This is a genomic window from Accumulibacter sp. (genome assembly GCF_023806635.1).
Classification (GTDB): Bacteria; Pseudomonadota; Gammaproteobacteria; order Burkholderiales; family Rhodocyclaceae; genus Accumulibacter.
Genome location: NZ_JAMTDQ010000076.1, coordinates 1 through 13,351 on the forward strand (window position 1 = coordinate 1; position 13,351 = coordinate 13,351).

10 protein-coding genes and 2 pseudogenes are annotated in these 13,351 nt (G+C 70.3%); 10 read left to right on the forward strand and 2 right to left on the reverse strand.

Annotation, left to right across the window (positions count from 1 at the left end):
• The 8 genes and pseudogenes from NFW30_RS13420 to NFW30_RS13455 all read left to right on the forward strand — a co-directional run.
• A partial coding sequence (locus NFW30_RS13420; RefSeq protein ID WP_295372267.1) for a hypothetical protein occupies positions 1-2,607 on the forward strand: 2,607 nt, incomplete at its 5' end.
• Positions 2,585-3,745 (forward strand): hypothetical protein, encoded by a 1,161-nt coding sequence (locus NFW30_RS13425; RefSeq protein ID WP_295372270.1) that lies wholly within the window; start codon positions 2,585-2,587, stop codon positions 3,743-3,745. The genes NFW30_RS13420 and NFW30_RS13425, both read left to right, overlap by 23 nt.
• Entirely contained in the window at positions 3,746-5,701 is a 1,956-nt protein-coding gene (locus NFW30_RS13430; protein ID WP_295353051.1) for a DUF4157 domain-containing protein, read from the forward strand.
• Positions 5,702-5,709: 8 nt separating this feature from the next.
• A complete protein-coding gene (locus tag NFW30_RS13435) occupies positions 5,710-6,114 on the forward strand; it encodes a hypothetical protein (protein WP_295353048.1) in 405 nt (134 codons plus the stop codon).
• A 116-nt stretch (positions 6,115-6,230) separates the two neighbouring features.
• A pseudogene (locus NFW30_RS13440) lies at positions 6,231-6,317 on the forward strand (DUF2501 domain-containing protein); the annotation flags it as partial.
• 273 nt (positions 6,318-6,590) lie between these two features.
• Complete coding sequence (locus NFW30_RS13445) at positions 6,591-8,420, forward strand: DUF4157 domain-containing protein (RefSeq protein ID WP_295353045.1); 1,830 nt, start codon at positions 6,591-6,593, stop codon at positions 8,418-8,420.
• On the forward strand, positions 8,401-9,021 hold the full coding sequence (locus NFW30_RS13450; RefSeq protein WP_295353042.1) for a HEAT repeat domain-containing protein: 621 nt from the start codon (positions 8,401-8,403) through the stop codon (positions 9,019-9,021). The genes NFW30_RS13445 and NFW30_RS13450 overlap by 20 nt, the downstream gene beginning before the upstream one ends.
• 69 nt (positions 9,022-9,090) lie before the next feature.
• Positions 9,091-9,285: a hypothetical protein gene (locus tag NFW30_RS13455; protein ID WP_295353039.1), complete on the forward strand. Its 195-nt coding sequence runs from the start codon at positions 9,091-9,093 to the stop codon at positions 9,283-9,285.
• A 211-nt stretch (positions 9,286-9,496) separates the two neighbouring features.
• Here the strand turns inward: NFW30_RS13455 and NFW30_RS13460 are convergent, their stop codons facing one another.
• Positions 9,497-10,015, reverse strand: a complete 519-nt coding sequence (locus NFW30_RS13460) for a rhodanese-like domain-containing protein (RefSeq protein ID WP_295353036.1) — start codon at positions 10,013-10,015, stop codon at positions 9,497-9,499.
• A gap of 327 nt (positions 10,016-10,342) precedes the next feature.
• On the opposite strand from NFW30_RS13460, the gene NFW30_RS13465 reads away from it, so the two are divergent.
• Both NFW30_RS13465 and NFW30_RS13470 read left to right on the forward strand, forming a co-directional pair.
• On the forward strand, positions 10,343-11,350 hold the full coding sequence (locus NFW30_RS13465; protein WP_295372272.1) for a sulfate ABC transporter substrate-binding protein: 1,008 nt from the start codon (positions 10,343-10,345) through the stop codon (positions 11,348-11,350).
• Between the two features lie 61 nt (positions 11,351-11,411).
• Complete coding sequence (locus tag NFW30_RS13470; RefSeq protein ID WP_295353029.1) at positions 11,412-12,617, forward strand: PLP-dependent aspartate aminotransferase family protein; 1,206 nt, start codon at positions 11,412-11,414, stop codon at positions 12,615-12,617.
• Between the two features lie 10 nt (positions 12,618-12,627).
• Here NFW30_RS13470 and NFW30_RS13475 read toward each other — a convergent pair.
• Positions 12,628-13,024: pseudogene (locus NFW30_RS13475) on the reverse strand (pyridine nucleotide-disulfide oxidoreductase); the annotation flags it as partial.
• Positions 13,025-13,351 lie beyond the last annotated feature (327 nt).

Consider the following 13,351-nt stretch of genomic DNA (forward strand, 5'->3'; position numbering starts at 1 on the left):
GCCGTTGGGCGGGCCGGCAGCGGCGCGGCCGGCGCGGTGCGCCGGGCCGGCGCGGGTGCCGCGGGGCGTTTTCACACCTTCATGGGGCGGACGCGTGATTTCGGGCTGCGCAGCGCGCTGTCCACCACCGCTGCCGGACGTGCCGCGCGGGCGATCGGTCGTACCGGCCTCGGCCGCGTCGCTGGCGGCGCTCTCGGTGCGGTCGGCGCGCGCGCGCGGGCGCTGCTCGGCAGCGCGCCAGGCCGCCTGCTTGGCGGGGCAGCGACGGCCGGCGCGAGCGGGCTGCGCCGCTTCGGCCGCGGCGTCGCTGGATCAGCCGCCGGACGCTGGGTCGCCGGTTCGCGACTGGGACGCTACGCCGGTCGCGTGTACGGTGAGAACCTCGATCTGGCACGCCTGCTGTTCGCGCGTTCGGAGCGCGCGCACCACGGCTTCGTCGGTGCGCGCCTGCGCGCCGAGCTGGCCGGTGCGCAGAGCGCCGGCGCGCTGACCGAGGCCGCCGCACGCGCCCGCCTGCAGGCACGCATGCCGGCATCGGAGTTCCCCGAAATCAATTTCAACGATCTCGCCCTGCGTGCCGACCCGGCCGCTGGCGGCCGGCTGGTGTTCGGCCGGCCCGGCAACCGATTGCAGCGTTTCCTCGATGGCCTGCGGCGGAATGAGGCGACGACGATCAACAACGCCATTGCCGCCAATCCATCGATCAGCGATGCCGACCTCGCGCGGCAGCTCAATGCGCGGCCGAATGCCCCGGCGCAATGGACCGAGGCCGAGATCGCGGCCTTCCGGCAGCAGGCGACGCGCAGCGCGGTGTACAAGACGCCGCATCACACCATATCGGTGCTCGACGCGCCGCATGTCGCCTACGATCCGCGTTACATCCAGCTCGGCAATGCGCCGCTGGTCGTGCCGCCCGGTACGACACGGGCGACGTCGCCGTGGACGCTGTTCGGAACACGGGCGGCACGCCGGCCGCCCGGTGGCAGCGGCATGCCGCTCGACGTCCCCTTCGTCCGCACCACCGGCGAAGCCGAGGCGCTCGCCCGTGGCGGTCCGGCCTTCGCGACCGGCGGGCCGTCGCCGACACCACTGACCGGCAGCTTCGACCCGGACTACTTCCGCAGCGAGGCGTTCTTCGAGGCGCTGCGGCGCGAGGGAAATACCGGCATCTGGGTGAACCCGAACGACCCGTCGCAGCGTCTGCTGTTCGACGCGCATTTCGTCGCCGGTCATCGCTGGCAGACCGGCGAGGCGGGTGCGCGCGCGCTCTTCGGCCCGACGGTCGACTTCGCCGGCCGTTTCGCAGGCGTCGTGCCGCGCACGCTGCTCGACCGTTCGATTGCCGGCATCGGCAGGCTCGCCGTTCGCGGCTCGGACGACGTGCAGATGCAGAGCCTGGCGCTCGGCGACTGGATGCTGGCGCAGCTTGGCGTTCCGTCTGCGTCGGGCGAGGCGGCGGCTGCGGGCGGCATCACCGAGCCGGCGGCCGCGAGCGCTGCCGATTCGGCGGCGGCGACCGCCACTCCTGTCGCCAGCGGGACTCCCGCTGCTGCGGGCCCCGGCGACGAGCCACCGGCCGTCGACGACACGCTCGTCGCCGGCGGCGGCAACGGCGGCGCAACCGCGCTGGGCGAGGGGGCAGCCGCGCCCGCGCAACCGCCGACACCGGTGTCGTGGAGCCCGTCTACACTGGTGTCGATTCGTGAACAGCGGATCGACATCGCCAGCGCGATGGAAGTCGTGAGCGGCTGCGTTGGCGAGACCGTGGACGCCGAGCAGCACAACGTGGCAGCACGGGCCGCGGCCGCAACGCTGCAGGGGCGCAATGCCCGGCAGGCGGACCTTGCCGGGAGCGAGCGCGCGACGGTGGCGGCAGAGCAGGGCAAGCTCGACCAGGCCTCGGCGTCGCAGCAGGAGATGTCGGCACAGGGGGCCGAAGCCTCGGGCGAGGCGGCGCGCGGCGAGCAGGAGGCGGGTGCGGTCCAGTCCGAGGGGCAGGGGGTCAGCGTCGAGGCCAAGCCCGAGGAGCCGCGTTCGCGCAGCTGGCTGGAGCGCGCCTGGGATGCGACTGCCGGCGCCCTCTGGGATGGGCTCGTCGCGCCGGCAGTGCGGGCCGTGCGACGCAAGGTCAATCAGGTGATGCAGTCGATCAACGAGTTCATCATGGGCATGATCAATCAGGCACTCGGCCTCGACGAGATCGAGGCCGAACTCGACGGAGGCGGGCAGGACATCGCCGCGCGCAGCGGCAGCCTCGACGAAACCGATGCCGGCCTGGAAGCGGTCGGCGAGCAGGCGGGCGAGGAGCAGGAACGCAATCGCCAGTCGATGGATCAGGCCGACGCGAACATCGACGACGCACGGGCGGCGCGCGCGGATGCGCTGGCCCTGCAGAACGATCTGGCGGCCCACGACGATGTGCTCGAGGCCGAGGAGATGGCGGGAGAAAGCTACATCGTCGATTTCGCGGCGACCTACCGGCCGTACTTCGCGGCGATGGGCGAGGGCAGCGTGCCGGCGCCGGTGGACGAGGGCGTGGCGGGCGAAGCCGCGAGCGCGGCCGAAGGCGCGGAAGGTGAAAGCGATGAAGCAGCGCTCGTCAGCTGATCTCGAGCGGGCAACCGCAAGCCTGCTCGGCGATCGCCTGCTGGATGTGCCGATCGCGCGCGCCAGTGGCCCGGCCCGACTCCGCCTCGGCACCCTGCTGCGAGCGGCATGCGCGCACCCGGTGTTCGCCGGCTGGCCGACGCCGGTCGATGACTGGCTCGACGAGGCCGCACGACTGGCGGATGAGCTGGCCGACGCCGATGCCCGCTGCCGCATCCTGCTGCGGCGCGCGATCGTCCGCATGCGGCGGCTCGATCTCGATGCCGCGCTTGCCCTGCTGCAGCAGGCGAGCGACGCCAATGACGCCCCTGGCGGCGAACTCGCCGCCTGCTGCGCGATCAGCCGCGTGCGGGTGCTGGTGCGCCAGCAGAGGCTCGACGAAGCCTGCCAGGCATTGCAGGCCATCCGGCTGGCGCCGCAGGCCGCGTCGGCGTCTGCGCTCAGGCAGCTGGCGCTGGGCGAGTACCAGATCGAGGCGAACGAGGTCGTCGCCGCACGCGCGGCGCTGACGCAGGCGCTGGCGCGCCTGCCGGAGGAGCTGATCGAAGAGCGCATCCAGGCCAGCCAGTCGCTTGCCTTCGTCTTCATCAGCCTGGTCGATCTGCCGCGTGCCCTGCGGTACCTGCAGCAGGCGCGCGCCATGCTCAGGGGAGCCGGCGTCTGGCGCGAGGTGATCCAGATGGATGTGGCGCTGGCCAGCCTGCTGACGGCGCGTGCCGAGCACGCCGGCGCGCAGGCGCTGTTCGCCGAGGCGGCGGAGCTTTGCCGGGCGCATCCGCAGCCGGAACTCGCCATCCTGATCGACCTCGGCAGGGCACGCTCGAGTGCCGCGCAGCAGCAGGGCGGCGACGCGGTCGCCGCCTGCCTGCGGGCGGCGCGAGGCTATGCCGAGGAGGGGAACCTCATCGGACTGGTGAGCATGGTGGTGTTCATGGCCGGCATCCAGACCGCGGGCAAGGCCTTCCCCGAAGCGTACCGGACGCTGGCGACCGGTCTGGCGATCGCCCGCCACCGCCGCTGGCCGGCGGCGGAGGCAGTGTTTCGTGCGCACATCGATCGCCTGCGCGATGAACAGCTCGGGCCGCAGGCCTTCGACGAGATGGTGGCACGGATGGTGAGCGAGATGAGGGCGAGATAGATGAGCCGGACTTACGATCGAAGTGGCGGGCCGTCTGCTCGCCGCACCCTGCCGGCGACAGCCGCGCCGGCCAGCGGGTCGTCTGCGCTGCTGCCGTCGGCGGTGCCGGCGGCGCAGGGCGTGCCGCGATTTCTCGCCGCGCGTGGTGTGCCCGTCTCGCAGCCGGGCGACGCGGGCGAGCGGCGGGCAGAGGCGATCGCCGGGGCGGTGATGGCGCCGGCAGGGTGTGCCGGCTGCGCGCCGCTGGCACCCTGCGCCAGTTGCGCTGCGGGAATCCAGCGCTCGGCGGCGGGCAGCGGCCCGCCGTCGGCATTGCCCGGCCTGGATGGCGGGCGACCGCTCGACGGCGCCACGCGCGACTTCTTCGAACCGCGCTTCGCTCGCGATCTCGGCGCGGTGCGGGTGCACAGCGGGCCACAGGCGGCACGGGCGGCGCGTTCGCTGTCGGCGCACGCGTTCAGCTTCGGCAACGACATCGGCTTCGCCGCCGGCCGCTACGAGCCGGGATCGGACTCGGGGCGGCGGCTGATCGCGCACGAACTGGCGCACGTGCTCAGCGGCGATGCCGCGCGGATCGTTGCCCGCGCACCGGACGGCGGCGTTGCTGCCGCTGGTACGCTGACGCCGGACGCGGCGGCAGCGGCGGCCGCCACCGGCGGCGGTCCGACCGACGCCGGCGCGGCGCTGCCGGCGGGCGTTGCGGCGCCGTCGCAGCCGCTGTTCGATTCCATCTTCGGTGCCTGCCTGACGCCCGAGGAGGGTGTCCGCCGCGACGCCTTCGCGCTGCGCCACATGCACCTCGAACGCTACATTCCCTCGACCACCTTCGGCATGTTCGACGCCGACTACTTTCCGCTGATCGGCCTGATGCCGGTGACGGTGAAGATGAAGTTCAACTTCGTTGCCGCGGACAATGCGCCCGGAGTGTTCGACATCGTGCGACGGGGGCTGGCTGGTGAGGACATGAGCCGCTTCTTCTGGAGCGACAGCGAGAAGGCCGATTTCAAGCGCGACTTCATCGGTCGCGTCAGCGCGCGCTGGAGTGCGCAGCACGTCCTGCGCTCGAGCAAGCCGTGCTGGGACTTCCGGGCGATGCCGCTGGTGACGCCGGTGGAGGTCGATGACGACGCGGCGGCGCATTACGTGACGACGGTGCACAAGAGCCCGGGACCGGGCATCGACTACAAGTCGGGTACCAATGACCCCGACCCGGCGCATCCGGAGCGTCCGGCGACCGCCGACCTCTACCAGTCCGACGTCCGGGAGAATCCCGATTTCAACAGCGGCAGCGTTGCGACCACCGAGCGGCAGCGGCTGGAGACGGCGCTGGCGGCGGCTGCGGCGTCGCCGGTGCTCTTCGCCAACGATTCGGACGTCATCGAACCGGCAGCACGCCCGGCGCTGACCGCCTTCGCCAATGCAGCACGGCAGAAGAACCCGTCGGACCCGTTGGTTCCGCTCAAGGTCGACGGCTTCGCCAGTCGCGACGGGGAAGCGACGCACAACCAGGGCCTCTCCGACCGCCGTGCCGCTGCGGTGCGCAGCTTCCTCGCCGGTCTCGGCGTGCCGCAGCCGATCGGCGTCCTTGGCCACGGCGCCGTCGGTAGCGCCGGCGATGCCGGCAACCGTCGTGCCGACATCTCGGTCGACCACGCTTTCGAGACCACCTATGCGGCGAATCGCTACTCGGTCGGTGAGCATGAGTTCGGCCACATGCTCGGCCTGCCCGACGAGTACCAGAACAACACCACCGGCACGCTCGGCACGCAGCAGACCCTGTATTCCGGCCTGGTCACCGCTGCCGGGGTGCCGGGTCCGGCGGTCTGGGGCGTCCGGACCTCGAGCCAGATGTCGAACGGCATCGATGTGCTGCCCCGTCACTATGTCACCCTCTGGGAGGCACTCGGCCGCATGACGGCGCCCGACATCGCGCAGTCCGAGTGGCGCATCGGATGAAGGCGGCGATGACCGATCCGCCGCTCAGCCTCGAGTTCCGGCGCGTGCAGGCGATCTCGAGCCGCGGCAACCAGCGCATCCGCGTGACTCCTGCCGGCGAGGTCTTCGCCTATCTGGAACAGCGTGACTGTCCGCCTGGCGAGGACTGGAGCGCGCCGTGGCCGGACGCACCGTTGCGGCGACTGTCGCCCGGCGAGCAGCAGGAGCTGGCGCGGACGCTGCTCGCCAGCGGCTTCCTCGAACTGCCCGGGCGGATCGTCGTCGCCGGCCGCGACGGCTTCCGCGACGAGATCGATGCCGCTCTCGGCGCGCAGCAGCACTCGGTGCGCATCGAACGTGCCCCGGCGCCCGTCGCCTTCGCCCGCGTGCGTGCCGCGCTGCTGGCGGTCGCCGGGCCGCCTTTCGGCGCCTGAGACGGGGATGATGAAGCAGCCTGTGGCCGCCACCGGGTGCTGCCCGTGGCCGCGGACGACGGTGGCTCCGGCGCAGCGGCAAGCGCCGGGACAGGAGAGTGATTCCCACCCACACGATCGATCTCGCCGGTGGCGGCTTCAAGAAACAGGTGACGAAGCAGATCTGCGACCAGATCCTGGGGCAGGGCAAGTCGCTGCTGTGAAGTGCAGGATCGCCCGTCCCTGTGGACAGACCGTGGCGGCTCGCAGCTTGTCCCCAGCAATTGCGGACAAGCTGTGGGCAAGGCCTGTGCAGGCGGTGGAAAACTGCCGCGAAGCGCCTATTGGCAAGGGATTCCACCGGCCGCTGAAATCTTGGGCGATGCGGGCGCGGCAGCGCGCTGCACCGCGGGCCGCAGGACGTCGGCGACACCGGCGCCCGGAGTGCTGCGGGAATAGCGGCGACGGCGTCGCCATTTGGTGAGCGAGGAGGCGTCATGACTTTCAAGTCGCGAGCCCGTGCGACGACGGGCGTTGGGGTGGCCATCGGCGATGCCGCTGGCGGTGGCAAGGCAGGCCGCGGCATGCCCCGCTTCCTTGCCGGGCGACGGAGTGTCGCGGCCGCAGCGGGCGCCCCGCAGACGGCGGCAACGGCAACAGCGGCGGCAGCAGGCGGTGTTCCCTCCTTCCTGCCGCAAGTGCGACCGGCTGCGACGACGCCGCTCGCTGCGCCGGGCGACCGCCACGAGTTCGAGGCGGAGCGGGCGGCGCGGCAGATCGTCGCCGCGACGAGCGGCGAGCCAGCGGAGGCAGGCACCCCGCCTCGCCGCGACGTGTCGCCAGCCGCACCGGCACACGGGCCGGCAGCGCTGCTCGGCCGCCAGGGGCGAGCGCTCGACGCTGCGACGCGCAGCTTCATGGAGCAGCGCTTCGGCGCCGACTTCGGTCATGTGCGGGTGCATGCCGACGCGCAGTCGGCACGACTGAATCGCGACCTGCACGCCAATGCCTTCACCCACGGCAGCGACATCTTCTATGGCGCGGGCCGCAGCCCGGGGCGTGACGAGCTCACCGCCCACGAACTGGCGCACGTCGTCCAGCAGTCGGGTGGTTCACGCGACGGCAGCGCGATTCCGCTGACCGCGCACGCTGGCCCGGCGCCGATCCAGTGCAGCTTCGCCGGCACCTACATGATCCCCGGCAGCGCCAGCCTGTTCGAGATCGACCTGCAGACGCGCGAGGGTGCGCTCGCCGCCTCGCCAACGAAGAGCGGACTCGACGGCTACCTGCGCTTCGTTCCCGGAATCGGCGAGCCCAACTCGAGCGTCATCGGCATCTGGCAGGTGAACAGCACGATCGATGCCAGCGGTGCCGACGTCAACGCGGCGTCGATGCCGGCGGCGCAGGCGCCTCGCGGCGCGCTCGGCGATCCGGGACTGCGCACCGAGGCCGATCCGCTGCGCGGCATCGAGGGCGGCTTCAAGACCGACGTGCTGCACCGGCCGAACGCCGCCAGTCCGGGGGTGCCGGCGGGATCGGCGCTGTCGCCGCGCTACGCCTGGGGGGCGGCGGCTCCCGGGACGGTCGGTTTCGGCGGCTCGACGCAGCAGCCCGCGTCGCGCGGCGGCGGCATCGGCGCGAATCCGCTCGGACAGGTGGCGGGCTACAAGCGCTCGGATGATCCGGCCGACATCCGCACGGCCTCGCTGTACGATTTCCCCGGCACCAGCAGCCCGACCGACGTCATCACCTGGACCTTCGAGAGCGCGGCCATCGGCGAAGACACGATGGTCACCTACGGCGCGGTCAACTGGGGCTTCACGGTCGATGCCGGGCACGTCAGGAACGAGCATCTGCAGGTCGAGGCCGGAACTTCGGCGACCTTTGACGAGGCACTCGAGCGCCATCGCGACTTCTACGTGCACGAGCCGGTGACCTTTTACTTCGATTTCAACGACGACGTCCTCAATGCCACCGAGGCGGCGAAGATCGATACCTTCCTCGCCTACCTGACGCGCAATCCGGATGTCGAGCTGGCGCTCGAGGGCTTCGCCGACCAGGTCGGCGGCGCCAGCCAGCACAACCGCGACCTGTCGCTGCGTCGCGCGCACGCGGTCGAGGCGGCGCTGCTGGCAAAGGGGGTCGCCGCCGCACGCATCAACGGCATCATCATTGGCCACGGCGCCTCGACCGCCGCCACCAGTGACGCCGGGACCGGCGACGAGGGCGGCGACGCCGCGGTCGGCGCCGACCAGGGCCGAGAGGCCAACCGCTGGGCCAACCGGCGGGTGATCCTGACTTTCAGCCATGTCCCCGCGGCCCCGTGACGGGCGCAGCGCGGACGAACTGGTCGCCGCCCTGGCGGCGAACCACTTCAACGAACGGGCGCTGGCGCTGGCCGGACTGGTGAGCCGCGGCCGGGCGAGCACTGCGGCGCTGATCGCCGCACTGCCACGGGCGGGCGGCAGGTTGCGCGCCCCGATCGTCCAGGGGCTGGCCGAGATCGCCGACCCAGTCGCTGCGGAGGTGTTCGTGGAACTGCTCGGCGACGCCGACGAAGAGGTGCGCGCGCGTGCCGCGCAGGGGCTCGCCCGCATCGGCGACGCACGCGCCGTCGATGCGCTGCTGCAGACCATCGACGATTATCCGGACATCCTGCGTGAGCCCGACACGCTCGCCACCGACGGCCTGACCGATCTCGGGCCGGCGGTCCTGCCGCGCGTCGTGCCCTTGCTCAAGGCCCCCGGACTGATGACCCGGTCGCGCGCCTTCCTCGTCCTGCGCCGGATCTTTCCCCGGCTGGCTGGCGGCAGCGACTGGCAGTCGCTCTGGGTCGAGTTCGGGCGCTATCTGCCTGCCGCCGAACAGCCGCAGCGGGATGCGGCAGCCGATCGGTGGATTGCCTGGGTCGAGCGGCAGGCGCTCTGAGCGGCGAGGCAACCCGGCGAGGACGGTACGGGAGCTGCCGCGCTTGGCGAACGGCAGCGGATCGGCATCGTGGCGCGCCTGATCGACTCCGTGGATGGGCTGACGGCCAGTGGCTTCAATTTCCCTGGCGCTGCCTTCGACTACCGGGAAAGCTCGCCAGCGAGCCTTCCGTTCACGGCGGTTCAGGACAACGCCTTTGGCGTCGGGCCGGGCAAGGCCAGCATGGCGGTGGCCGATGGCTGGCAGGGGGGCTTCGTGGCCTGACCGCCGGAGATCCGCTGGCGCCACGGGCGTCGCTCGAGGGCGCGATGGAGTTGCCGCGGAAGACGCGCGACAGCGCCCGGACCGGAGACAGGAAGCTGCGTCTCAGCGACCGCCAGCCCCCGACCTGGTCGGCTGGAGCAGTTCCAGATCGAGGTGTGGCCGATGCGGTGTGCACGCGCCAGGTGCCGTCCGCGGCGCTCGTCGTGCGGCGCTACTTCACCGCTTCGAGCGGGAAGCCGGCACCCTTCCAGGCATAAAGGCCGCCCGGGAAGCGGTAGACCTGCGTGTAGCCCAGTTTGCGCGCCCACGTCGCTGCGTTGTCGCTGCGCGTGCACTTGACGAAGCCGCAGTAGAGCACCACCGGCTTGTCCTTGTCCGCACCGAGCAGGGCCGCGAAATCAGCTTCGGTCCTTCCGTCGGTTTCCCTGGTGTCCCACGAGGCCATGCGTGCTATGGGAAAGAGGAAATGCCTTGCCCCTGGCAGGTGCTCCTTTCTGTAGCTGGCGTCGTAGGGCATCGTATCGACCAATACCATCGGCTTCCCTTCATCGAGCATCTTCTTCAGTTCGGCAGCGGTCAGCAACTGATAGCCGCCGGCCTGGGTATCGCGGGCCAGGCTGACCGCCTCCGTTTCCCTGGCGGTCTCGGCCTCGAACCTGTCGTCGGCGATGGCTGGGCCGGGCAAGAGCAGGCAGCACAGGACGGCGGGGGCAAGTTCCCTGATTTTCATGTAAATCCTTGTCATCGTTGCTTGGACGGACAGGAGTGCGGCTGCGTCACGAACGCGCGCTGATCCGCTCCTGATCGTGGCGGCGGGTTCGGGTCTCCACTGTGACGGCCACTGATGATACATCCGGTGATGGCGAGCGTGTGCGACCCTCAGGCGTGCTGTCCCGTGGCGCCGGTCGCCGCAGAGTCCAATGAGCCCCGGCGGACCGCCCCGCGGATTGCAACAGCGATTCCGGACAGCGCGGAATAAGCTCAGAAGCAAAGATTCCTTCACGACAGCCTGCAGGCTCCGTAGACTGCACGCCCCACCCACTGCAACGGTACCGCGATGAAACTCCGATGTCTCCTGGCCAGCGTGCTGGCCAGCGCCCTGCTGGTCGGCAACGCGCTCGCGACCGACGTCTCCCTGCTGAACGTTTCGTACGACCCGACGCGCGAGTTCTACAAGGAGTTCGACGAGGCGTTTGCCCGACACTGGAAGGCGAAGGCCGGCTCGGCGATCACCGTCAGGCAGTCGCACGGCGGTTCCGGCAAGCAGGCCCGCGGCGTGATCGACGGCCTGCAGGCCGATGTCGTGACGCTGGCCCTGGCCTACGACATCGATGCCATCGCCGACGCGGGGCTGATTCCGAAGGATTGGCAGAAGCGTCTGCCACACAACTCGTCGCCCTACACCTCGACGATCGTCTTTCTGGTGCGCAAGGGCAATCCCAAGGGCATCAGGGACTGGAACGACCTGGTGAAGCCGGGCGTCGCGATCATCACGCCGAACCCGAAGACCTCGGGTGGTGCGCGCTGGAACTACCTGGCGGCGTGGGCGTTCGCACTCGAGCAGCCGGGCGGCAACGAAGCCAAGGCCAGGGAGTTCGTCGGCCAGCTCTATCGCAATGTGAAGGTGCTCGACTCGGGAGCGCGCGGCTCGACGACGACCTTCGTCGAACGCGGCATCGGCGACGTGCTGCTCGCCTGGGAGAATGAGGCCCACTTGTCGCTCAAGGAAGCCGGGGCGGACAGGCTGGAGATCGTCACGCCGTCTCTGTCGATCCTCGCCGAGCCGCCGGTGACGGTTGTCGACAGGGTGGTCGACAAGCGTGGCACGCGCAAGGTGGCGCAGGCTTACCTCGAGTACCTGTATTCACCGGAAGGGCAGGAACTTGCCGCCAGGCACTTCTACCGCCCGACCGATGCACAGGTCGCCGCGAAGTACGCGAAGCAGTTCGTCAGGACCAGGCTGATCACGGTTGACAAGGCGTTCGGCGGCTGGCGCAACGCGCAGAGGGTCCACTTCTCCGACGGTGGCGTCTTCGACCAGATCTTCGTTCCCGGCAAGCGCTGATGCGCTTCCCCGGCTGGCCCGCACGTTTCGACCCGATCAACCACCGGCGAAGGAAGTCGGCATGACCCAGCTGGACAGCAAGAATGATTCCCGCCCCGCTTTCGCTACCCGCACCGTCCATGCCGGACAGAGTCCCGACCCCTCCACGGGTGCGATCATGCCCCCGATCTATGCCAATTCGACCTACGTCCAGGAGAGTCCGGGGGTACACAAGGGGCTCGACTATGGTCGCTCGCACAACCCCACGCGCTGGGCGCTGGAGCGCTGCCTGGCTGACCTCGAGGGTGGCGCCGCGGCCTTTGCCTTTGCTTCGGGATTGGCGGCCATCGCCACGGTCCTCGAACTGCTCGATCACGGAGCACACGTCATTGCCGGCGACGATCTGTACGGCGGCACCTATCGCCTGCTGGAGGCGGTGCGTGGGCGCAGCGCCGGGCTGACATGCAGCTTTGTCGACCTCTCGGATCCGACAGCCCTCGCCACGGCGGTCCGGCCCGAGAGTCGCATGCTGCTGGTGGAGACACCGACCAATCCGCTGCTGCGCCTGGTCGATCTGCGGGCACTGGCCATCGTTGCCCGCCAGCACGGGCTGCTGGCGGTGGCCGACAACACGCTTGCCAGCCCGTGGATACAGCGCCCACTGGAACTCGGCTTCGACATCGTCGTTCATTCGAGCACCAAGTACATCAACGGTCACTCCGACGTCATCGGTGGCGTTGCCGTCGTCAGCAGCGACGAGCGCAACGCCGGGCATCTCGAACGTCTCCGCTTCCTGCACAACGCCGTCGGCGCCATCGCCGGCCCTTTCGACAGTTACCTTGCGCTGCGTGGCGTCAAGACCCTCGACTTGCGCATGCAGCGGCACTGCGAAAATGCGCAGGATCTGGCTGCCTGGCTGGAGCGTCAGCCGCAGGTGCGACGCGTCGGCTACCCCGGCCTCGCGTCGCACCCCCAGCATGCGCTGGCGCGGCGGCAGATGCGTGCTTTCGGCGGCATGATCGCGGTCGAGCTGGCAACCGATCTCGCCGGCACGAAGCGCTTCCTGCAGGGTTGCGAACTGTTCACACTGGCTGAGAGTCTCGGCGGTGTCGAGAGTCTCATCGAGCATCCGGCGATCATGACCCATGCCACGATCCCGCCGGAACAGCGCAGTCGTCTCGGGATTGGCGATGCGCTGCTGCGCCTGTCGGTCGGCATCGAGGATGTCGAGGATCTCCGACGGGATCTCGCTGGGGCGCTGGCGCGCATCGACCCGGGCGCCGCCTGAGGGAGCCCGCTCAGCCGCCGCCCCGGCGCCAAGTGCGGGAGCGATCGAGCCAGCGCAGCACTTCTGCTGGCGCGTGCGCCTTCTTGCAGACGCCGGCGACATACTTGTTGGCCTCGGCGAGCGTCGGGTAGATGTGGATCGTGCCGAGGATGCGGTCCCTTCCGGGAACGGTCAGCACCTTGATGAAGCCATGTGCCTCGCCGTCGGCGATCGCGCGATCGAGGTCGTCGAGGTCGTTGCGCGACAACTCATGGGCGATGCCGCGCCTTCGCCTCCTGCTCGTTGAGGCCGGCGCGGGCGACCTCGGGCTCGCCGAAGGTGGACTAGGGGATCACCGAGTAGTCGGCCCGGAGTCGGCGGAACGGTGCGAAGAGGGCATTGACCGCGGCGTACCATGCCTGGTGGGCGGTGTTCTCGACCAGCGTCACCTGCGCCTTCGCGGCAGCCGCGCTGCGTGTGGTGACGACGCGCCCGGCGCTGTCGGCGCCGATGACCGGCAGCTTCCGGTCCAAGCGGTTCAGCGCCCTTTCTTACGCAGTGTTTGCCACGGCCCTTCTTCGCAGCTAGCTGGCCGGCAGTAGAGTCCCGCCGCCACGGGCGCCGGCCGCGGTGGCGGCGGGTGATGCAGCCCCGGGATGCACGCGGCACGCCGGGGCGCTTCTCTTTTCCCACTCCTCGGCCGGCTAGCCCTGCCCTTTACCCGCAAAATTAGGTCTGGACTTTTTTGGTCGAAC